This window comes from Ruminococcus flavefaciens ATCC 19208 (assembly GCF_000518765.1).
Classification (GTDB): Bacteria; Bacillota; Clostridia; order Oscillospirales; family Ruminococcaceae; genus Ruminococcus; species Ruminococcus flavefaciens.
Genome location: NZ_JAEF01000007.1, coordinates 118,305 through 141,527, shown reverse-complemented (window position 1 = coordinate 141,527; position 23,223 = coordinate 118,305). Strand labels below are relative to the sequence as shown.

The 23,223-nt window shown below is 44.9% G+C and carries 17 protein-coding genes and 1 riboswitch; of the genes, 10 read left to right on the top strand and 7 right to left on the bottom strand.

Annotation, left to right across the window (positions count from 1 at the left end; genetic code table 11):
- Positions 1 to 119: 119 nt before the first annotated feature.
- Positions 120 to 2,666, top strand: coding sequence for a glycoside hydrolase family 11 protein (locus tag L870_RS0102845; RefSeq protein ID WP_028516847.1), 2,547 nt, complete (start codon positions 120 to 122; stop codon positions 2,664 to 2,666).
- A 160-nt stretch (positions 2,667 to 2,826) separates the two neighbouring features.
- Here the strand turns inward: L870_RS0102845 and L870_RS19695 are convergent, their stop codons facing one another.
- Positions 2,827 to 6,954, bottom strand: a complete 4,128-nt coding sequence (locus L870_RS19695) for an endo-1,4-beta-xylanase (RefSeq protein ID WP_051411367.1) — start codon at positions 6,952 to 6,954, stop codon at positions 2,827 to 2,829.
- Between the two features lie 651 nt (positions 6,955 to 7,605).
- Here L870_RS19695 and L870_RS0102830 point away from each other — a divergent pair.
- Complete coding sequence (locus tag L870_RS0102830) at positions 7,606 to 9,519, top strand: diguanylate cyclase (RefSeq protein ID WP_051411366.1); 1,914 nt, start codon at positions 7,606 to 7,608, stop codon at positions 9,517 to 9,519.
- 138 nt (positions 9,520 to 9,657) lie between these two features.
- On the opposite strand, the gene tnpA is transcribed toward L870_RS0102830, so the two are convergent.
- Positions 9,658 to 10,125, bottom strand: a complete 468-nt coding sequence (gene tnpA / locus L870_RS0102825; RefSeq protein WP_028516845.1) for an IS200/IS605 family transposase — start codon at positions 10,123 to 10,125, stop codon at positions 9,658 to 9,660.
- Positions 10,126 to 10,370: 245 nt separating this feature from the next.
- On the opposite strand from tnpA, the gene L870_RS0102820 reads away from it, so the two are divergent.
- The gene (locus L870_RS0102820; RefSeq protein ID WP_028516844.1) at positions 10,371 to 10,868 is read left to right on the top strand and encodes an RNA polymerase sigma factor; all 498 of its coding nucleotides are present in this window, start codon (positions 10,371 to 10,373) and stop codon (positions 10,866 to 10,868) included.
- Positions 10,865 to 11,572, top strand: a complete 708-nt coding sequence (locus L870_RS18270) for a zf-HC2 domain-containing protein (protein ID WP_051411365.1) — start codon at positions 10,865 to 10,867, stop codon at positions 11,570 to 11,572. The genes L870_RS0102820 and L870_RS18270 overlap by 4 nt, the downstream gene beginning before the upstream one ends.
- Positions 11,573 to 11,587: 15 nt before the next feature.
- Here the strand turns inward: L870_RS18270 and L870_RS0102810 are convergent, their stop codons facing one another.
- From L870_RS0102810 to asd, 5 genes are all read right to left on the bottom strand, one after another.
- Complete coding sequence (locus L870_RS0102810) at positions 11,588 to 11,989, bottom strand: PaaI family thioesterase (RefSeq protein ID WP_028516843.1); 402 nt, start codon at positions 11,987 to 11,989, stop codon at positions 11,588 to 11,590.
- A gap of 3 nt (positions 11,990 to 11,992) precedes the next feature.
- Positions 11,993 to 12,556: a GNAT family N-acetyltransferase gene (locus tag L870_RS0102805; protein WP_028516842.1), complete on the bottom strand. Its 564-nt coding sequence runs from the start codon at positions 12,554 to 12,556 to the stop codon at positions 11,993 to 11,995.
- An 83-nt stretch (positions 12,557 to 12,639) separates the two neighbouring features.
- Positions 12,640 to 13,389: a 4-hydroxy-tetrahydrodipicolinate reductase gene (gene dapB, locus L870_RS0102800; RefSeq protein ID WP_028516841.1), complete on the bottom strand. Its 750-nt coding sequence runs from the start codon at positions 13,387 to 13,389 to the stop codon at positions 12,640 to 12,642.
- 144 nt (positions 13,390 to 13,533) lie between these two features.
- Positions 13,534 to 14,424, bottom strand: a complete 891-nt coding sequence (gene dapA / locus L870_RS0102795; protein ID WP_028516840.1) for a 4-hydroxy-tetrahydrodipicolinate synthase — start codon at positions 14,422 to 14,424, stop codon at positions 13,534 to 13,536.
- A gap of 293 nt (positions 14,425 to 14,717) precedes the next feature.
- Positions 14,718 to 15,797: an aspartate-semialdehyde dehydrogenase gene (asd, locus tag L870_RS0102790; protein WP_028516839.1), complete on the bottom strand. Its 1,080-nt coding sequence runs from the start codon at positions 15,795 to 15,797 to the stop codon at positions 14,718 to 14,720.
- A 102-nt stretch (positions 15,798 to 15,899) separates the two neighbouring features.
- Positions 15,900 to 16,072, bottom strand: a riboswitch (Lysine riboswitch).
- Between the two features lie 148 nt (positions 16,073 to 16,220).
- Between asd and queA the strand changes: the two genes are divergently transcribed.
- The 6 genes from queA to hflX are packed head-to-tail and all read left to right on the top strand — an operon-like array spanning position 16,221 to position 22,806.
- A complete protein-coding gene (queA, locus tag L870_RS0102785; protein WP_028516838.1) occupies positions 16,221 to 17,252 on the top strand; it encodes a tRNA preQ1(34) S-adenosylmethionine ribosyltransferase-isomerase QueA in 1,032 nt (343 codons plus the stop codon).
- Positions 17,253 to 17,280: 28 nt separating this feature from the next.
- Positions 17,281 to 17,658, top strand: a complete 378-nt coding sequence (locus L870_RS0102780; RefSeq protein WP_037270972.1) for a hypothetical protein — start codon at positions 17,281 to 17,283, stop codon at positions 17,656 to 17,658.
- A 24-nt stretch (positions 17,659 to 17,682) separates the two neighbouring features.
- Positions 17,683 to 18,813: a tRNA guanosine(34) transglycosylase Tgt gene (gene tgt / locus L870_RS0102775; RefSeq protein WP_028516836.1), complete on the top strand. Its 1,131-nt coding sequence runs from the start codon at positions 17,683 to 17,685 to the stop codon at positions 18,811 to 18,813.
- A gap of 33 nt (positions 18,814 to 18,846) precedes the next feature.
- Positions 18,847 to 21,234: a hypothetical protein gene (locus L870_RS0102770; RefSeq protein WP_028516835.1), complete on the top strand. Its 2,388-nt coding sequence runs from the start codon at positions 18,847 to 18,849 to the stop codon at positions 21,232 to 21,234.
- 3 nt (positions 21,235 to 21,237) lie between these two features.
- Positions 21,238 to 21,555 (top strand): GIY-YIG nuclease family protein, encoded by a 318-nt coding sequence (locus tag L870_RS0102765; RefSeq protein WP_028516834.1) that lies wholly within the window; start codon positions 21,238 to 21,240, stop codon positions 21,553 to 21,555.
- A 3-nt stretch (positions 21,556 to 21,558) separates the two neighbouring features.
- Positions 21,559 to 22,806, top strand: coding sequence for a GTPase HflX (gene hflX / locus L870_RS16400; protein WP_037270969.1), 1,248 nt, complete (start codon positions 21,559 to 21,561; stop codon positions 22,804 to 22,806).
- Positions 22,807 to 23,223: the final 417 nt, after the last annotated feature.

Below are 23,223 nucleotides of genomic sequence, written 5' to 3'. Positions count from 1 at the left end.
TTTATGTGCATATTAAATTTATGTAAAATAGCAAAATTTTGCTTGATTTATCTGAAAATAAAGTATATAATATGTGCATAATATAACGATTAATATCAAACATTTAAAGGAGGGCAAAAATGAACAAGTGTATGAAGAAGATGTTCTCAGCCATGACTGCGGCGGCAGTATGTGCTGTGAACGTGTCAGCATTTCCGGCTAATTCGGGAATGATAGTAGATCATAACAGCAGTGGTGTCGATAAGGGCTACTATTATGAATTCAAAAATAATGACGATGTCGGTACTGCTTGTGTTAATATGGAACCGGGCGGATACTACGAGTGCAGCTGGGGCAATGATGAGGACTTCACAACAGCAAGAGGCTGGAAGTTTGCTTCACCTGTAAAATATTCAGACCTTGGCTATATGTCTTTGTGCTATAAGCAATATGTGAACATTGACGGATACTATTCAAAAGACGGCTATGTAAGATTTGGTATACGTGTCCGCAATTCTGACGGCAAGACCTTTACTATACTTGAACTGGACGAATCTTCCGACAAACTCAGTATCACCGAAAAGAACGACGGATACGAAAAAATCAGCAGCATGGAATGTGTGGACGAATTCAAGACGAAAAACCTATGGGGAGAGTTCGACGAAGTCAGAAAAAAGAGCGTAGATTATACACTTTATTCTTCTACAGATGAAGATTCTCCTATGTTATACCGCAGAGATGAGTCATTGGAGGCTAATTTCTACGATGATAATACACGTTGGGTATGTGTCAGCGATAAGCTTGCTGCAATGGCAGCAGCAGGCTGTGATATAGGTGATATCACCGATATCACTCTATTTGTTGAGGCAGCACATTCAAAGGGCGATGCCAGGATATATATGTCTGAAATCGAAATAGAGAATATGCCTGAACTTGTGCAGAATGAGTGTGAAGATGAAGAAGCACCGCTGATCCTGAGAGAATATTACGATGACGGTGTCCGCACAGATTACTACTATAATTTAAGCAGCGGCTACCCTGCAAGAATGCAGGTCCTTGCTCCTTCGCTTTTCAAAGCTGACTGGGATTCCACAGAAAATGAATATAACAATGATCCGGTCTTCCAGCGCGGAAAGAAGTTTAAGAAAGGCCAGTCCTATAAGGCAATTGCAAATTCTTCCATAGATTATTCTATGAATATAGACGCTGAGGGAAAATATTTCACAGCGACTTATGCTGATCTTGTTGGACCTCAGACGGACGAGTATAATTACGCTGTGGATATATATATAGTTGATGCTTATCAGGACTGGAGCCCGAATTATGTCGAAAAGGTCGGAGAGCTTACAGCAGATGGACAGGGATATGATGTATATTATGTTTTATTGACTCTTGAAGGAAGCTTCAAGCCTGTTAGAAGGCATATATATTATTTTATCAGCAAAGATGCAGAAGAAAACGGCAGAAACGGAAAGGTCTCCGCTAAGCATGAGCTCGCACCGTTTACTGAGTTCGTAAAAGATAAGGGAACGATCTTGGGTGAACCTGTGACGCTGACCGCGTTTGTGAACGGCGGTAAGGCAAAGGGAAGCGTTGAGCTTGTAAAGAACGAAGTAACTATTCCTGAGTTTACTCGTGATGACGGTTACTATGACAGAGAGCTCAGGAAACTCTCTGTCAACTCAGAACACCGTTTCAAGCAGATAGAAGATGTTTGTTATGATGTTGACGGCGAGAATGCTTCCATGGAGGGCTATGCAGGCGAGAAGATAGACTGTAATTGGAAGAAAGAATCTGAGTCGATGTGGTCATCAGGTACAGATAAGGAACATCATTCCTTCAGCATATTCAAGGATAGACAAAACGATTTTAATTGGAGCGGTTTTGAAGGTGTGTTTTCTTTTACTGATCCTGAGTCCGACGACTCACAGGATACAGATGCAGGCACAGCTGATCTGACAGGCGGCTTTAAAGATGATGAAAAGGTATATGTGGATTACAGCGTTGATCTCGGAGAGCTTACCGATGAGGGCGAAAACTCAAACGTTATCATAGGCGGTTATGTTCAGTGCCATAATAACGATTACCGTTCTGAATCTTCATGGAACGGCTGGTTCTCGGATAACGGCGAGTGTCAGACCTATGATATACTTATCGCCGATAAATGGGACAAGGAAATAGGAACGGAAATTATTTCTTTCCCTGCCCGTGATGTGATAGAACTCGGAACTATAGAGTCGGACGGCGTAGTATATAATGTAAAGGAATACTATCCCGAAGCATCACACAGAATATGTCCTTATATAATAGTATCACGTGTAGAATCACTGAAGCCGTCAGAGGCTGAGGATATTCCCGAAAACCATACACGCTATGAAAGCACGATCTGTATTACAGATATCGTTGAAAAGCTCAAAGCCTTTGATCTGAAACTCCATACGACAGAATTAGCTGGATTTAAAATGCATACCTTCCATAATGCAGGCTCGGCAGTCATCAATACCGCTGAGATCAGAGTAATACCTGATGAAGAAAAGCTTTATACAGCTGATGATGTTCAGAAGCTTAAAGACTTCATTCTCGGAAAAAAGGTCGATATCGAAAAAGATACGAATTACGACCTTAACGGTGACGGTGTATGGGATACATACGATCTTTGTCTGATGAGAAACAGACTCGAAAAATAACAATATCATAAAACACTAAGGGGCGAATGGAATCATTCGCCCCTTAAATTTATCTGGACTGATTAAAAAAAAATCCCTCGGCATAATACCGAGGGAAAAAAGAGAAGAATTACTATCTTGTGTAAAAACAAATGTGTATGAATGAAGTTGTTGTTGGTAATTACTGGCCTTCGTGGAAGAAGTATGGGAGTGCATCGTAAACGTAATGTCTTACATAGCCCCACCAGTGTGTTTTGCCCTGAGCAACCATGAAGTAGAAGTTGCCCTTTGAGAAGTCAGATGTATATACGAACTGGCTCATCTTCTTCATTTCCTCAACCTGTGGGTTAACGTTTGGATAAGCTATATCATCTGAACCTGTTGCAGCGAAGATGAAGTACTCATTCTTCTTGAGACCAGACTTGTCGATAGCGTTAGCGATTGACTTAGCCTTGTCGTATGCAGAGTTACCGTTCCAGTGGTCACCGCTGAGTGGCATGAAGTAGCCAACGATGTCGAGGCAATTCTCGAGAACAGCCCATGTTGAAACTGAACCCATTGAGAAGCCGCCGTATGCTCTGTGCATTCTTGACTTCTGGAGTGATGACTGTGAAGTATCTCCGCCTGCATATGTTGAATATTTGCCTTCTACGAAAGGAACTACGCTCTGACGGAACTCACTGTAGAACCTACCTGCTTCAGTCTTGTTGAAAGTAGGAGTAACAACGATAAGAGGCTCCATGTCGCCGTTCTTTATCATGTTGTCGAAGAGGTTCTGCATCATTGTGTCGTTCTGACCAAAGAGAGTATTCTCGTCCTCTCCGCCGCCGTGCATGAGGTAGAAGATATTGTACTTCTTGCTCTTGTCATAGCCGTATGGGAGGTATACGTTAAGGTTGTTGTAACCGTTGATACCGTTGTAGCTTTCCTTTACTACCTTACCCTGCTGGCTGCACTGGTTGAAGTAGTTGCCGGGAGCTTCCTTGAACTGAACGTTTGCGTTGTAGTTGAAGTTAGATGTACGCTCAGGAACTTCGCCGACTGTACCGCCGCCTGTTACAACTGAGGACTTTGTTCCCTCTGATGCAACAACAACGTTGTCAAGATAGAAGTCCATTGTATCGCCTGAATCAGGGAGAGTCTCGATGTAGAGGACCATATCGCCTGAGTTGTCAGGAATTGTGAATGAAGTGTTTTCGAGCTTTGTCCACTGACCGCTCTTAGCACTTACCTTTGCAATGCTTGTGTAAACAGCTGAATCGCCTTCGCCCTGCTGGAGTGACATCTGGATAGTTGCATCGCTGCCTGACTGCTGGAGAACAGCAGCACTGAAGCTGTATGACTGTCCTACTACGAAGTCAGAACCAAGAGTTACAGCTGCACCGTTCCACTCAGCTGATCTGTCTGAAACATAGAGAGCCTTGCCGCTGTAGTTGCTGTCTGCGCTTACTTCTACAGAAGCACTGCCTCTGCCTGACCAGCTCTGAACGCCTGAATCGAATGAATTATCAAGGTATGTCTTGTTTACTGCAACAGGCTTGGTAGTAGTTGTTGTTGCAGCCTGAGTTGCTTGTGCCTGAGTCTGTGCTGAACCGCCGTTAACGTTGATATTTGCTGACCAGCTCTCAGGAAGTGTATTAACAAGACCTAAGAGATATTTCTGGAGTGTCAGAGCGTCGTTTGTTGTGATACCGCCGCCTGCCTGATTTACGTCAGCGTTTGCAGCTGCCTTTTCTGAAAGTGAATATTTATCAGGATTTGCAAGTGACTGCATGATAAGAACTACGTCGCCCATATCAATTGTTCCGTCACAGTTTGCATCGCCCCACTTTGAAACCTTAGCTTCAAATGCAGCCTTAGGATCCTGTGTAACAACAGGAGCAGTTGTTGTAGTAGTTGTTGTAGTTGTTGTAGTTGTAGTAGTTGTGGTGGTTGTAGTCTGCGTAGCATACTTATCCATTATCTTGATAATGTCGTTGTAGAATGACTTAGGCTGGTAGTTGCTGAATGGAAGCGGTGAACCACCGTTCTCACGGTATCTCCAGCTTCTCTCATCGGTTGTACCCCAGAGAGTTACGCATGAGATGTTCTTAGCGTGTTTACAGATAACTTCGAAGATCTCAGGGTAAAGCTTGCTGTTTGTACCTGTGCTGTTTGTGATATCAAGCTCTGTTACCTGAACATCAAGACCGAGGCTCTCAAACTTCTTGATAGCTGTCTCGTACTCACTTGCTGAAGGATATCTTGAATCAAGGTGTGACTGCATACCGATACCGTCTATGTAGTCGCCGGCAGCCATTACCTTCTTAGCCATGTTGTAGAGGTCATTGGTCTTTGCGCTCATGTACTCATTATAATCGTTGAGGTAGAGCTTTGTTGTTGATGGAGCATACTGTCTTGCATACTTGAATGCGTTGATAACGAAGCTGTCGTTACCGTATACTCTTACCCAACCTGAGTTGCTTGCAGGTCTCATTCCGCCGCCGTCGTTAACGAAGAGCTCGTTACATACGTCGTAAGAATGGAGCTTAAGGTTAGGATAATTCTGCTTGATAGCAGCGAATGTATTCTTGATCATGCTCTCAAGACGCTTGTTCATTCTGTCAGCAGATACGTCTCTGCCGTTCTCCTGGAACAGTGAGTTAGGAGTCTGGCTGTACCATACGAAGGTATGACCGCGAACACCGATTCCGTTCTGTTGAGCGAACTTAAGAATAGGATCTGCATTTCTGAGGCTGATGTTTACATTATCGCCGTTTACACCAGCTACGATAGAATCAGGCTTCATTTCATTTTCACAGGTGATAGAGTTGTAGTTCTGCTTGATGAAGTTCTGTCCCTGTGAAGTATTTATTTCATTTGCACTTACAGAAGTACCGAGTCTGAATAACGGACCTGCGTGATCCTTGAATCCGCTGCCGCCCTTCTGGTATGTGTAATCCATGTTCTGGTGTGCGGAAACTCCTTCTCCTGTCGGTACAGGTGTAGGATCAATAGTAGGTGCAGGATCGCCAACCTTGCCGCCGCCTGTTGTTACAGATGAGCTCTTGCCTGACTTGGATACCTGAACTGCGTCTACATAGAAGTCGCAGAGATCTCCTGAGCTCTCAGGTGTCTCGATATAGAGAATCATGTCACCTGAATTTGAAGGAATAGTAAACTTTGTATTTTCGATCTTTGTCCACTCGCCGCTCTTTGTGTCAGCTGTTGCGATCTTTGTGTAAGATGCGCTGTTGCCGTCGCCCTGCTGGAGTGACATCTGTATTGTTACAGGACTGCCTGAGTTCTGCATTACAGCAGCACTGAAGCTGTATGTCTGTCCTGCTACGAATGCGCCTGAATCAAGCGGGATAGCACAGCCATTCCACTCGTTTGCTCTTCCTGAAACATAGAGTGACTTGCTGCCGTCATAGTAGCTGTTTGAGTCAGTAGAAACTGTTGCATCGCCTCTGCCTGACCAATCGTCCTTGCCGCTCTCAAATGTGCTTGTGAAGTAGTCGCCGTTTTTATCGGGCTCTACTGTTGGTTTTGCAGGTGTATCTGTACCCGGATCCGGCTCGGGACTATCAAGTCCGTCAGGATAAACTCTAACGCTCTTTACATTAGCAGATCCGTTTGATCTGTAGCCTTCGATGTTAAGTGAAACTTCATAAAGTGTACCTGACATATCAAGACCTGCCTTTGACCATGCGTCAAAGTGTCTGCCAACGTGGATAGTACCCTTCATGTAGTTTGTCTGGTTGTTAGCTGAGCCACTTGTCTTACGGATGCTCCAGTACTGTGGGAATGTTGCTGTACCGTCAAGTGATGGCTGGTTGTAACGCATTGTCTTTGCAATGTCGTATGTATTTCCGTCAAGAGTTACTGTACCCTTGTTCTCTCCCTGTCCGGGTGGTCTCCAGTCGCCCCAGCCTTCTACGATGTAGTATTCCATAAGAGGATTTCTTGTCCATCCGTATACACACATATAAGAATTTCCTCTTGGTGTGTACTCAACGTCATAAGTAAGTGTGATGTCCTTACCTATGTTCTTGTAATTCTGCTTCTTGCTGTCATAGTTTTTGCCCATACGAGCAAGGAAGTTTTCAATGTTGCTCCATGAGCAGGTAAATGATCCTGCGCCCGGCTGCATTGAAACCTGACCCTGACTGTTCTGGTTCCACATTTCGTAGTCGTATCCGCCGATGTTTCCTCTCTGCTGGGCGTCAGCAGCATTTGCTACTACAGCAGGAACAGCAGGGATACTTGAAGCAACCATCAGTGCAGTAATGCCTGCGCTGACAAATCTTTTGAAGTTGCTTTTTTTCATGTCGATCATTCCTCACTTTCATTTGTGATTAAAATAAATGATATCTTTTGTTTTTGACTAAGGAAAAGCACAAAAACTCTAACCTGTTTTCGCGTCCCTCCTCTTCCTCAGCTTCTGTTATCATTTTATTACATTTCTGTGAACTATTCAAGTCAAATTTTGCTAAGAATCTATTCGCTTGCTCATTTTTTGCTGTTTTTGTACATTTTTAGCCGCTGATTTCCGTTTTTTTTATACACTCTACTGTGATAGCACTTTAACCTGCTATTTTTCGAGAAAAAACGCTATTTACAAGTGGTAGATTTATTGTCAAATATTACTTTTTGTGCTGGCGTTTTACCCTTTATACTATATTATATATTTATAGCATATACACAAAAATTATATTTATTGTTTTTTTGCGTTTTACAATTTGACGGCGGCTATTTTACCCTCATTATATAAAAATGGTCAGTAATATTTTCCACTTTATAATATGATTTTACCATTTTATAGTTTTACATCGCTAAAATTTCTTTGTAGGTGTGCACAAACTGTAATATGCTTTGATGTGTAAATCACCGAATTTTTTTAAAATCCTTTATTTTTTTATGCTGATATATTATAATATAATTAAGTATAAACTTAAACTGATCTTTATGAGGGGATAATATGGATTCTGGGATGACTAAAAAGGTCGCAGTTGTTGTTTCTGCTCTTGATGAAGAGTATCAGAACAACATAATACGCGGCATAAACAGATCTGCCGAAGAAAACCAGCTTAGTGTATCATATTTCGCCGCATTCGGCGGACTTGTCAACAGCAAAAGGTTTGATCTCGGTGAATACAGCATATATGATGTTATTGATTACTCTAAATTTGACGGTATCCTGCTGATGTTAAACACCTTCGGCGATCCTGTGATCCGTCGGAAGCTTTTGGACAGGATAAGCGCGGCTCATAAACCCACTGTTGTCTTTGAACCTACAGATAATCCTGATTTTTACGATATATGCATTGACAACTTCTCCGTTATGAAGGAGCTTGTCAATCATATAATAAAGCATCACCACGCTAAAGTTATCAATTGCATAACAGGACCTCTTGCCAATCCCGAAGCGCAGCTGCGATTTGATGCAGTGCGTGAAACAATGGCAGAAAACGGGATCGAGCTTGATGAAAACCGTATTTTTTACGGAAATTTCCGCAGTCATGACGGCAAGGAGGCTATTGATGATTTCATGCAGTCGGGGCTTTCACTTCCCGACGCTTTTATATGTGCAAACGACAGCATGGCTCTTACTGTGGTATCATCGCTGGAAAAATACGGATATAAAGTCCCTGACGATGTTATCGTAACAGGCTTTGACAACACCTTCAACGCACGAAATGCTTTTCCTGCTCTCACTACTGTGAACCGTCCTCTGCTTGAAGCAGGTTATAAAGCCTGTGATATACTCGTAAATCTTCTGTACGGCAATAAACAGCCGCGCAATACCATACTCAAATCGTCGCCCATTTTCTCCGAAAGCTGCGGCTGCACCGATGAAACTGCCGACGACCTGAAAACCTATAAAAAACGCACATACAACCGTATGGAGGCTACAAACAATAATATCCACGCCCTTAACAGACTTACTGCCGAGCTTGCAGGTACCGAAACTGCATCTGCAACCTATGATGTTGTGGAAAAATGCATGGGCGACTTGAATCTCGAGAAGTTCTGCCTTTGTCTTACAGAGGACTGGCAGGAGGCTTATTCCTCAGCTCACGACCTTTCATCTTCCAAAAGCCTTTATTCTCAGTATATGACCGCTCCGCTCATCTGGGATAAGGGCGAACGCAGGAGCGTTGACCTCTTCGCAAGCAGCGATATGTTTCCCGAAAGCTTTGGAAACGGCTTCGAGATCAACTATTTTCTCCCGCTGCATTTCAGCGAAAGATGTCTCGGCTATTACATAATCAAAAACAGCGACTTCCCTATCTCAAGTCTGCTGTGCCATACCTTGTCCATGAATCTCAGTAACTCTCTTGAAAATATCCGCAAGCTGTGTCACCTTAACAAGGCTATGGACGAGCTAAACCGCCTTTACGTCATTGATCCGCTCTGCAATATCTATAACCGCAACGGCTTCTTCAATATCGCCGAAAACCTGTTTAAAGAGTGCATTGCCCACCATAAAGAGGTAATGATAAGCTTCATCGACATGGACGGTTTGAAATTCATCAATGACAATTACGGTCATAACGAGGGCGATTTTGCTATACAGCGACTTGCCGCAATTATCCGAAAGTGCAGCGGCACAAGAAGCATATGTGCACGTTTCGGCGGTGACGAGTTTGTTATCATGACTGCAAACGCAGGCGAAGACTACGCCTTTGAGCTTGAAAAACGTTTGTATACCGCTCTTGACAATATCAACAGCATCGTAAGAAAGCCTTACATAATATCCGCAAGTATAGGCAGTATCATTACTTCCGAGAAGGATAACGAAACGCTCTACGATGTTATTGACAGAGCTGACGATAAGATGTATGCAGTCAAAAAAGAAAAGAAAAAAGCAAGGTTTTCCGAACCTTTATAATCATAACCACCACTTAAGTGGTGGTTTGCACAGCCCCTAAAAGGGGCGAATACAGGCTCACCCACTAAAGTGGGCACTGAAGGTTTGACATTGCATTACTATCTCGAGCAGCCGCTTCAAGCGGCTGTTTCTTTTTGCTTACTTATTCTTACTACCCGTAAACGGGTCAATGTACTCCTTGAATGTTAGCTGATCTGCCATGCAATCTTCTTCTGTTTGATTCTTTATGTATTCTCGTATGACTTTTTCGTTACGCCCTACTGTATCCACATAATATCCTCTGCACCAGAAATGTCGGCTTCCATATTTGTACTTCATATTTGCGTGTCTGTCGAATATCATTAGTGTACTTTTCCCCTTGAGATATCCCATGAATTGTGCTATACTTAAATACGGCGGAATGCTTACCAGCATATGTATATGATCTGTCATTGCTGTTGCCTCTATTATTTCTACTCCTTTTTGTTCGCACAGCTTTCTGAGTATCTGCCCTATATCTGCCTTCAACTGTCCATATATAGCTTTTCTTCTGTATTTCGGCGCAAACACTATGTGATACTGACATCTGTATGTGGAGTGGGTTGTATGCTTTATTTCATTTTTCATTGTTAATAACCTCCTTGTATCTCAGATAGTAATGCGGTCGCCAAACCTTTACTATTCTACCATACTTGGAGGTTATTTTTAAGCTTTTGCTAAAGCATTTTTATTCCCCCAGTAGAACTGGGGGTTTAGTTACGCTAAAGCGCCAATCAAAAAAGTCTCTTTATCAGGCATAAATGCTGATATAAAGAGACTTTTTTGTAATAAAACTGTTTTGCATTCGTCTAACTTTATGAGGAGGTGAGAAGATGAAACGGGAATTCCACGAAATATACGAAAAATACAGTCCTGACCTATATTCCTTTATCCTGAGAATGTGCGGCAGCGAGCAGCTTGCCAAGGACATTTTGCAGGATACCATGCTGAAGGCTATGACCAATGCCGATAACTTCAAAGGAAGCTGTTCTGTAAGGACATGGCTGTGTACTATCGCAAAAAATCTATACTTCGACCACCTCAAAAAAGCCGAGACCAAGAACCATCCCCTCGACATTCTTGACGAACCTGCCTCCACCAGCAATATCGAGGCAGATATCATCAACAAGGACACTTCCCTGCGCATACATCATCTTCTCCACGAACTCGAAGAACCCTACCGCGAGGTGTTCACACTGAGAGTTTTTGCGGAGCTGAAATTCTCCGACATAGGAAATGTTTTCGGCAAAAGCGAAAACTGGGCAGGCGTGACCTTTTACCGCGCAAAACAGAAGCTTATACAGTTAATGAAAAAGGAGGGACTTTTATGAAAAACAGCATTATCCCCTGCAATGTAATAATAGATATGCTGCCGCTGTACAAAGAGAAGATATGCAGCGACGAGACCAAAGAGCTTGTAGAGGAGCATCTCCGCAGCTGTGAGAACTGCCGACAGCTGTATGAGGAGCTGTCTCTTCCTGCTCCGAAAAACGAGACCGCCCCAAGCGAAGCCGAGACCTTCAAAAAAGTCGGCAAAAAGCTGAACAGAGCGAAATTTTACAGAAGATCTCTTATACTGATATTAGCAGTTATAGCATTGATAAACGCAGCATGGCTAAAACTGAAGTTTTTTCCATATAAGGACTTTTCATTTGGAATGATCGAATATGATACAGACGAAGGAAAGCTTTATCAGGAATTGAACGGCAATTATTATTATAACGTCAATTTCCCGAATTATCTGGATTTTTTTAGTGGAAAGCTCTATGTGTGGAAATCAGGAAATTATATTGATAATAAGGTTACTGAGCTGAGAATTATGCCGAGGGTAACAGGCGATGTCAAATATGCAGTAACAATAATGACAGATTCATGTGTTTACGGAATACCAATAACTAAATCACTGGAGTTTGACCCGAGCGGATATAAAGTACATGATAACGACGAAAAAATGAAACAGCTTATTATAGAAAACCGCGCCGAAATAGAAGAACTCATGAATGCCGCACAGAAAAAATGGGGAGAGTATCTTTGATACTCTCCCTTGCTTTTATGCTTTCCTGAATCCCATGCACTGTACAGCAGCAACAGGATTTCCCAGCTCATCGCGTATATCCACGTTATAGCAGCAGATGCTCCTGCCGTCCTTTATGAGCTTTGCCTCAGCGATTATACGCTGAGTTTTCGGCACTCCGATAAACGAGGCATCGCAGTTTAGTCCCACAACTCCTGCTTTCTGCCAGTTTGAAGCCACAGCAAATGCGAAATCCGCAAGTGTGAAGTAAACTCCGCCCATTATACCTCCGACCGCGTTTTTATGGTGGTCATTGAGTTCAAGGCTGCATTTTGCATAGTGATCGTCGATCTCGTCCACTACTGCGCCCATTTCCGTTGCAAAATGATCTCCGCAGAATACCTCGCGTACCTTTTCAAGTGTTTCCTTATCTACCATAAATTACCTCCTGCTTTCGTACTCGTCCCTGAGGATAGAGAAATAAAGCCTGCCTACATACTGCCCGTTCATAAAGAAATAGTCCCTGAGAGTACCCTCATATGTAAATCCGCACTTCTCGATGACTCTCTTTGACGGAGCATTTATAGTCTTGGTGCATATCTGTACCTTATGCAGGTTCATCTTATCAAAGCCGAAATCTATGACCGCTTTTGCAGCCTCTGTGCAGTAGCCTTTGCACTGGAACTGCGCACCGATGCAGTATTCTATCTCAGCGAAGTGATTTTTGCTGTCAACGAGAAAATATGCTATCTGACCGATGCATTCACCGCTTTCCTTGCTGATAATCGCCCAGCGGTAGTAGTCCTCACGGGAATAGTTTCCGATGTATTTGTCAAGAAGTCCCTTTGTCTCCTCTAATGTAGAATACGTAGGCTCGGAATACATCATCTGGACCTTTTCATCGCTTGCCCAGTTCTTAAAGACCGCCTCGCAGTCCGAATACTCAAATTTCCTGAGTATCAGTCTTTCCGTTTCAATAGTCTGTGTACCGATATGTGTCAGCATAGCTTGCCCCTTTCATTTCCGTATATAATTATGAATTAAACAAAATCTCCCCTGATATAGAAGCTACATCAGGGGAAGCTGTCTTATACAAGTTTTGACATATCGTAAAGTCCGGGCTTCTGATCCTTGAGGAATACAGCCGCATTTACAGCACCTGCTGCAAAAACGGTCTTTGAAGCAGCGGAATGTGAAAGTGTGATAACTTCGTCATTTCCTGCAAATATTACATCGTGCTCACCTACGATAGTGCCTCCGCGGATAGCATGCATACCGATCTCGGACTTCTCTCGCTTCTGACGGCGTGAGTGACGGTCGTAAACGTAGTGCTTTGAATTGTCAAGAGTCTCGTTGATAGCATTTGCAAGCATGATAGCAGTACCGCTTGGTGCGTCTATCTTCTGATTATGATGCTTTTCAACTATCTCGATATCGAACTGATCGCCCAGTACGGCAGCTGCCTTCTTAGCAAGCTCTACAAGGAGATTTATGCCGAGAGACATATTGAATGTAAAGAAAACAGGTATCTGCTGTGCAGCAGCCTTTATCTTTGCGATCTGCTCGTCACTGTAGCCTGTTGCACCTATTACTAAAGGAGTACCTGTTGAGAAGCAGTAGTCCAGAAGTCCGTCCAGTGAAGCAGGATTTGAAAAGTCTATTATTACATCGGGCTTTACTGGGAGCTGTGCAGGAGTCTCAACTATAGGGAAATCTGCATACTCCTTGGTAAAGATATCAATACCAGCAACTACCTTGCAGTCCTCGCGCTCTGACGCGCAGTTGTAGATATTCTTGCCCATTTTGCCGTTAGCACCGCAAATAGCTATATTTGTCATGTTTTACACTCCTTTATTTTAATTCGGAATGCGGAATTAGGAATTCGGAATCAATGTATCCCTGACAGGACGGATATAAATATATTTGATGTGTCAGCGTAAGCTGACACCATCAATTCCGAATTACGCATTCCTAATTCTTAATTACTTGATGAGGTTGTGCTTTGCAAGAGTAGCTCTGAGCTTAGCGTTATGCTCCTCTGTCATCTCGCAGAGAGGCAGACGACACGGACCTGCATTCCAGCCCACCATGTTCATAGCTTCCTTTACAGGAATAGGATTTACCTCGATGAACAGATCGTTGATGATATCAAGGTACTTTATCTGGAGCTTCATAGCCTCTTCAAAGTTGTTATCAAGGCAGAGCTGTACCATATCGTGCATTTCCTTTGGTATAACGTGTGAAGCAACAGAGATAACTCCCTTTCCGCCCAGTGACATAACAGGAACTACCATATCATCGTTGCCGCTGTAGATGTCTATATCATCACCGCAGGCAGCTGCAAGCTTTGCAACATAGCTGATATTGCCGCTTGCTTCCTTGATAGCAGCGATATTTCTGTGCTTAGCAAGCTCCTTTACAGTAGCTACTTCAAATCCGCAGCCTGTTCTGCTTGGAACATTGTAAAGGATTATCGGGATATTTACAGCGTCTGCGATAGCTGTAAAATGAGCGATAAGTCCCTTCTGTGTAGCCTTATTATAATAAGGAGTAACGTGGAGAAGAGCATCTGCGCCTGCTGCCTCAGCCTCCTTTGAAAGCTCAACAGCATAATGTGTATCATTGCTGCCTGCACCTGCAATAACAGGAACTCTGCCTGCAACATGCTTTACAGCGAACTTGATGCAGTCGCGGTGCTCGTCATCTGTCATAGTAGCGGACTCACCTGTAGTGCCGCAGATAACAACAGCGTCAGTGCCCTTTGCGATCTGATCATCGATGATACGTCCGAGTTCGTCATAGTTGATAGAACCGTCGGCATTCATCGGAGTGATTATTGCTATAGCTGCGCCGGTGAAAATTGTATTCTTCATAGCTTTATTCCTTTCATAAAAGTAGAATGTAGGGAACGCCGCCCTCGGCGTTCCAAAGACATATTATTACAGTAACGGGGCGATGTGGGCATCGCCCCCTACATCAGTATTATGATTACATATGTAGGGGACGGCATCCTCGACGCCCCATAATATTTACACATATAGCGGAACGCCGAGGGCGGCGTTCCCTACAAATATATTCGTTGCCGTAAGCGATGGCAGACTTTGATATATATCAATAGTCAGCGAGTTCACGAACGACAACGTGTATGCCCGAGTGGGCTCCCCGCTTAATCAAAGTATCCCTTAGCTGCAAGGAGTTCAGCAAGGAGGACACCGCCGCCTGCTGCACCTCTGAGTGTATTGTGTGAAAGGCAAACGAACTTGTAATCGTACTGTGAATCCTCTCTAAGTCTGCCTGTTGAAACAGCCATACCGCCTTCGAGGTTTCTGTCCAGCTTAGCCTGCGGACGGTCATTCTCCTCGAAGTAGTGGATAAACTGCTTAGGTGCGCTCGGGAGCTGTAGTTCCTGAGGAACGCCCTTGAAGTCAGCCCAGAGCTTGAGGATCTCTTCCTTTGAAGGCTTATTCTCGAATGTTACGAATACAGCAGCTGTATGTCCGTCTGAAACAGGAACACGGAGACACTGTGTTGTGATGTTAGGAGCTGTAGCTTTTACGATCTCGTTGCCCTTGATCTCGCCCCATACCTTGAGCGGCTCCTGCTCGGACTTCTCTTCCTCACCGCCGATGTAAGGGATAAGGTTATCTACCATTTCAGGCCATGTCTCGAAGTTCTTGCCTGCGCCGGAGATTGCCTGATAAGTACAAGCCAGAACGTTCTTGAGGCCGAACTTTCTCAGTGGGTGAAGTGCAGGAACATAGCTCTGGATAGAGCAGTTTGATTTAACTGCAATGAAGCCTCTCTTTGTGCCGAGACGCTCACGCTGAGCCTTGATGATCTCGATATGCTCAGGGTTTATCTCAGGCACTACCATAGGAACATCAGGTGTGAATCTGTGTGCGGAGTTATTGGAAACGATAGGGCACTCGGCCTTAGCATAAGCCTCTTCGAGAGCCTTTATCTCGTCTTTTTTCATATCAACGGCACAGAAGCAGAAATCCACCATGCCTGCGATCTTCTCGATATCGTTTGTAGCGTCCATGAGGACCATATCCTTCATAGCTGCGGGCATAGGAACAGCCATCTTCCAGCGGCTGCCTGCTGCCTGCTCATATGTCTGACCTGCGCTTCTCGGTGAAGCTGCAAGAACCTTTACATTGAACCACGGGTGATTTTCGAGCAGAGTTGCAAATCTCTGTCCTACCATGCCCGTTGCACCTATAATACCTACGTTATACTGTTTCATATTGACCTCTCCTTAAAAAAATTTTCCATAAAATAACAAAAACCGGTTGCAAACCGGCTCATCATGCGTTATAATAGAAATGTTGACATATCAGAAATAAAATATGCCGATAGCTCTCCATCAAAAGCATGATGACAGCTGCAAACCTGTTAAGTGTGCAGCCAGAACTGAATTTACCAAAGACAGCTCTTCGGCGGCATTGCCTTTCGCTGAACACCATCGGACGGGTCGTCCCGTGTACAGGTACTTTTCGCAGCCGCGCCTCTACCTTGTAACTATAATAGCACTTAAATCAGCTATTGTCAATACATTCTTGAAAATTTTATTTCAGCCGTTAGCTGTTAGCCATTAGCCGTTGGCTTGTAGGGAACGGCGCCCCCGCCGTTCCGCTAAGGGCTAAAGGCTAAACAGAAGGAGATATTAATGGAACTTCTTAAATCCGATTTTTATTATGAGCTTCCCGAGGAGCTCATCGCTCAGACTCCCATAGAGCCGCGAAACGCCTCGCGTATGATGTGCGTTGACCGCAAAACAGGAGCTATAACTCACGATCACTTCTATAATTTATGCGACCACCTCAGAGAAGGTGACTTGCTTGTAATGAACGATTCACGTGTTATTCCTGCAAGACTTTACGGTGAAAAAATAGGCAACCAGACCTTTATCGAATTTCTCCTGCTTGAGCAGAAGGGCGACAAGCGCTGGGAGATAATCTGCCGTCCGGGCAAAAAAGCCAAGGTGGGCACACGCTTCTCATTTGGCGGCGGCAGACTGGTGGCTGAGGTAGTTGAAGTAAAGGACGACGGCAACCGTATCGTACAATTCGAGTGCGAGGGCAACTTCTTTACCGCTCTCGAAGATGTGGGACAGATGCCCCTTCCGCCTTACATAAAGGAAAAGCTTGAGAACCGCGAACGCTATCAGACAGTATATTCAAAGGAACTGGGTTCAGCAGCCGCACCGACAGCAGGTCTGCACTTTACTCCCGAGATGCTGGACGATATCCGCGCAAGGGGTATAAAGACTGCTTTCGTAACTCTCCATGTGGGACTTGGCACATTCCGTCCCGTCAAGGAAGATAACGTACTCGACCACAAAATGCACAGCGAGCATTATTACCTCCCTAAGGAGACTGCCGACCTTATAAACGAGACAAAGGCAAACGGGGGCAGAGTAATAGCCGTAGGAACCACCACCTGCCGAACACTTGAAAGTGTGGCAAGCTTTTACGGCAATATTTCCGAACATGAAGGATATACCGATATATTTATCTACCCGTCATATGAATTCAAATGCATAGACGGACTCATAACAAACTTCCACCTTCCCGAAAGTACGCTCATAATGCTTGTTTCGGCTTTCATGGGGTATGACAACACGATGAACGCTTACAAAACAGCTGTCGAAGAGAAATACCGATTCTTCAGCTTTGGTGACAGTATGTGTATACTTTAAAAAAAAATTGAAGGGAAAAAGATAAAAAATGACTGATATTGAACTTTTGGAATTTTTTAAGGGAATTATTGATCTTGAGGAAGGACCTATCGTCATCTGTAATATGGATTACAGGATAGTATACGAAAACCCTGCTGCTATTAAATACTATGCTCCTGCATCACCGCTGACAGGTAAGCTTCTTTCATCAGTTATGGACGAGGAAATGATGAGCAAGGTCACAATGTGCGTTGAATGGTTCAAGGAAGGCGCAAATAACAACAAGGTCTTTGCACTTCATGACGATCATAACAATATGGATATGTATATTTTAGCTATAAGAAATTCAAAGTCCGAGCTTATCGGCTTCTACGGCAGACGTGAGGACAGAACTCCCGACGACGGCAAATTGTTCGACCTTGACTGATAAATAAAACACAAAGGAGAAGCTATGTTCAAACTTCTTAAAACCGATAAAAAAGCGCGCCGAGGTACTTTTGAGACCGTTCACGGCACTTTCCAGACACCATGCTTTATGAATGTAGGCACTGCCGCTGCAATAAAGGGCGGCATATCCTCAGTCGACCTTAAAGGGCTGAAAACCCAGGTAGAGCTCTGCAACACCTATCACCTGCACCTCCGCCCCGGCGACTATGTAGTAAAGCAGATGGGCGGTCTGCACAAGTTTATGAACTGGGATAAGCCTATCCTTACCGACAGCGGCGGATTTCAGGTATTTTCCCTTGCACAGCTGCGAAAAATAAAGGAGGAAGGTGTTTACTTCGCATCTCATATCGACGGTCATCGCATATTCATGGGTCCCGAGGAAAGTATGCAGATACAGTCCAATCTTGCGTCGACTATCGCAATGGCATTTGACGAATGTATCGAAAATCCCTCCCCTTACAAATATGTTGCTGACTCCATCGAGCGCACCACACGCTGGCTCATACGCTGCAAGGAGGAAATGGCTCGTCTGAACAGCCTCCCCGATACAATAAACAAGCACCAGATGCTTTTCGGCATAAATCAGGGCTCCACCTTCGATGATCTGCGCATCAAGCACATGGAGGATATCGCCAAGCTTGATCTTGACGGATACGCTATCGGCGGACTTGCCGTAGGTGAAGAGACTGAGGAAATGTACCGCATAATCGACGTAGTAGAGCCATATATGCCTGTGGACAAGCCCCGCTATCTCATGGGTGTGGGAACTCCATCAAATATAATAGAGGCTGTTGCACGAGGAGTTGATATGTTCGACTGCGTAATGCCAAGCCGAAATGCCCGTCATGCAACTGTTTTCACATGGAGCGGAATAATGCACCTCACCAACAAGTGCTATGAGACAGACCCGCGCCCTGTTGACGAGCAGTGCGACTGCCCGACCTGCCGCAATTTCAGCCGCGCATATGTGCGCCACCTGTTCAAAGCCAACGAACAGCTTGCAGGCAGACTTGCAGTACAGCACAACCTCTATTTCTACAATACGCTCACCGAAAAGATACGCGAAGCCATCGACGAGGACCGCTTCGAGCAGTTCCGCGGAAAATATTCCGAGCTTCTCGCCACAAGAATATAATATCACGGCATAACGCCATAATACGGAGTTTATATGAATACGTTCCTGTTTGTTTTAATGCTTGCGGTCTCTGTCGCAGTGACCGCTGTTTTTCTGCATGAGATAAAATGCGACATCAACGGCAGCACAAAAATAAGCAAAAAGGCCAAAAGTCTGCGCAGCCTTGCCCGCTGCGGCGCGGTGCTTCTTATGTTTATAGCAGCCGCAGAGGCTTTCGGCATAATAAATATAAGCGAATACAAGGGCGCTTTTCTGATGCTGGGAGGAGCCGCAGGAGCATCTATGCTCGCCTGCACTGTCAATAAAAAGAAAAAATACCATACAGTTCTGACTGCTGTAAAAACACTTCTTATCGCTGTAATACTTGAAGCCACTATCTTCAATATCCCCACATTCCGTCTCTGGTTCGGAAGCTACGGAGAAATGAGCTTTTCAGCTCAGGAGCTCTCGGAAGACAGCAATATTGAGTACCGTCCTGCCGAGGACGATGTAGCCGTTATCGGAGACCGTTCCACCACATTCACATTCAAGGGCATCAATGAAGAGGTGGCAGACGTTTTCGTGGATATAGACTTCGGCAAAAACACCAAGGCTGCAAGCATCTCAATTGATGCTATGGACGAAACAAGGACTACCGACTACAGACAGATGATAGCTGAGGGCACTCCTGTAAAGGGCAAGCCTCATTCACACTATATACAGCTTCACCTTTCAGGCGATGCGAGCAATCTTAAACTTACAGTATCTCCTCTTGACGAGGGCATGGTGTACATCAAAGGCATCACCTTCAACAAACAGATACCTATGAGCATCTCATGGTCAAGACTGTTCCTTATCGTATTTGCAGCCTGCTTCTGGCAGCTTATGATGAAGAGCAAGACCATGCAGTACAGCTTCACCAAGAATAAAAGGATATTCCGCCTTGCCTGCGTCATCATAACCGATATCGCCTGTCTTGCCGCAGTACTCATTACCTTCACAAAGCTTGACAACACTTCTATCACCGATATAATGAAGCGTCCGTCGGGAAATCAGATGACTCAGGAGCTTGTTGAAGCCTTTGAGCACGGCAGCACTCACCTGCTCACCAAGCCTACCGACGAGCTCAACAACTTCCCTACCCCATACAACAGTGATGCTCTTGACGAGGCACATATCCGCTATCAGTGGGATCACGTATACTTCAATCAGCAGTATTTCAGCTATTACGGTATAGCTCCGGTTGTACTGGTATTCCTGCCGTATCATCTTCTGACGGGATACTACTTCCCCGATTCTATGGCAGTTCTCCTGTTTGCTATCATTGGTATGATCGGACTTACAAAGCTTTACAAGGAGTTCCTGAAGAAATTCTTCCCGAAAACTCCCACAGGCATAGCTATTGCAGGACTTATACTCATTCAGACCGTAAGCGGAGTATGGTTCAGCATAGGCAGACCACTTTTCTATGAAGTGGCTATGTCCGCAGGCTTTGCAGCGCTTACGTGGGCGGTATATTTCATGTTCTCCGCAAACATAATAGGCACAGAAAAGCCCATACTCAGCAGAACTGTAATATCCTCGCTTCTCTTTGCAATAGCAGTTCTCTGCCGTCCTACACTTGTACTCTACTGCATAACCGCAGCACTGTTTATGCTGCTTGCACTCCCCCGTGTATCAGCATCAGGCAAAAAGGAGGAAAACAAGCTTTTCACCGCTTCGGGAGTCCGCTATCTGCTCTGTGCGATTGTACCTATGGCTTGCATAGGTCTTGTGCAGATGTGGTACAACTACGACCGTTTCGGCTCGCCGTTTGAATTCGGCATACAGTATTCACTTACTATCAACGACTTCACAAAGACTCAGTTCCACAGCCGTCTTTCATGGACAGCTCTGTACAACTACTTCCTCAATCCGCCTGTTTTCAGGACTTATTATCCTATCATCGGCACTGAGTTCCAGTTCATGAACGCAGGAGGCTATTTCTACGCAGACCTTAATTCCACAGCAAATACCTCGGGACTTTTCTTCCTTGCACTGCCTATGTTCGTATATCTGCTCTCAGGCAAAGCTGTAAATATGGTCCGCGGCGGAAGAAAGCAGAAGCTTCTGTCCGCAGCATACATAGCTATACCATGTCTGTTCATACCCTTCGGCATCGTTGCTTCCGTATGGGAAAGCGGCTATGCAGTGCGCTATATGGTGGATTTCGCATGGCAGTCACTTCTCGGCGCATACACCATTATATTCTTCTTCTACAGCCGACTTACAGACCCAACCAAGAAAAAGCTCATATCCGCATTTATGTGGTTTTCGGTAATTTGGGGACTTACCGTAGCAGGTGTACAGGAATTCAATCAGGCATTCCGCTTTGATATCTACAACAGAGAATTCCCCGAAATGGCTTACGAAGTCCAGAGAATGTTCGCATTCTGGGTATAAACAATGTACTATATCTATATCATAAAATGCGAGGGAGACCTGCTGTATACAGGCATAACCAACGATGTGAAACGCCGCATGAGCGAGCATTTCGGCAGAACTGAAAAATGCGCGAAATACACCCGTTCACACAAAGCTGTCTCTCTCGAAGCTCTTTGGAGCTGTGAAAACCGAAGTCTCGCTTCAAAGCTCGAATACCGAATAAAGCAGCTCTCCAAAGCGCAAAAGCTGAAGCTCATTGCCGACAACAGCTGCTTTGGAGAGCTTTTTGGTACAGAGCTTTCCGAAAAATACACCCGTGAGACTATTGACAAGGAGTAATATATGTACGAAAACAAGACCGAAGATCTCCCCGTAAATACTGTCCTCGCCTGTGTTGATACAGGTGAATTCGATGCGGAGATCTCCATAAACGAGCTGGCAGAGCTTGCAGCTACGGCAAATGCCGAGGTCGTTGGCACTATAATACAAAAGCGTCCCGCCTATGATCCTGCCACCTGCATGGGCGCAGGCAGACTGGAGGAGCTGAAAGAGCAGCTTGAAACTCTCGAAGCCGAGCTTGTAATATTCGACCACGAGCTCACAGGCGTACAGGTGAGAAATATCGAACAGATTCTGGACGTGCGCGTTATTGACAGAACTACACTGATACTCGACATCTTCGCCCAGCGCGCAAGGACAAAAGAGGGTAAATTGCAGGTAGAGCTTGCACAGCAGAAGTACCGTCTCCCCCGTCTTACAGGCATGGGAACTGCCCTTTCCAGACTTGGCGGCGGTATCGGCACAAGAGGTCCCGGTGAAACAAAACTTGAGACCGACAAGCGTCATATCCGCAAGCGCATAAGCTACCTTGAAGCCGAGCTTGAGGAACTGAAAAAGCACCGTAACTTTTCACGTTCACGCCGCAAAAAGGACGGCGTACTGTGTGCAGCCATTGTTGGATATACAAATGTGGGCAAGTCCACTCTCCTCAATGCACTGACAGATGCAGGAGTCCTTGCAGAAAACAAGCTCTTTGCCACACTTGATATCACATCACGCTCCATCGAGCTCCCCGATGGCAGAAGCGTCATGCTCATAGATACAGTCGGACTTATCAGACGGCTCCCGCATAATCTTGTTGAAGCCTTCAAGTCCACCCTTGAAGAAGCTGCTGCTGCGGATATTATTCTGAATGTACAGGACTTGTCCTCACCAGAGATAAAGGAGCAGGCAGAGGTCACGGCAAGCCTGCTTAACGAGCTGGGCTGCGAGGGAATACCGCAGATATACGTTATGAACAAGGCTGATGCCGCACCGTTCACGGACACGGTTTTCGAGGACGACAATACAGTTATGATAAGTGCGAAGGAGCAGACAGGCTTTGACAAGCTCCTTGAATGTATAATGAAAAATCTGCCCGAGACTGCAAAGCGCATGAAGCTGCTTATCCCCTACGATAAAGGCGGATTTATCGGCAAAATAAGGCAGGACGGCAAGATATTCTCCGAGGAATACGCTGAAAACGGCACTGTCATCGACGCACTCATTGATGTAAAGCTCATCAAGGAAGCGGAGAACTATAAAGTCTGAGGACTTTTCCGCGAAAACACGTTGACACAAACACTTAAAAACGCTATAATTAAGTTATGAGTTGAGAATTGAGAGTTGAGAGTTAATATGTTCGCTGCGGCGACACCATAACTGTCAACTCTAAACTAAATCAAAATTTAAAGGCGTAAAAACTTGCCGAGTGTATGAACGGGATTCCAAAGGGCCTGTGTTCCTTTGGCAGAGTCCAGAGGCAGAGCCTTTGGTCGCTGTTCCCAGCTTTTAAAGAACAGCGAAATAATACGAAGGCGCACCGCAAGGGTGAATTCCGAAAACAATCCAGTGAATTGTTTTCGGAAGAGGGTGACTCCCCACGGGGTGGGGAGATGTCGCAGCGCGACAGAGGGGACGGACCCGATTAGGGGGTCCTGCAAGAGAGGGCGTCCCTTAACAGTTTGA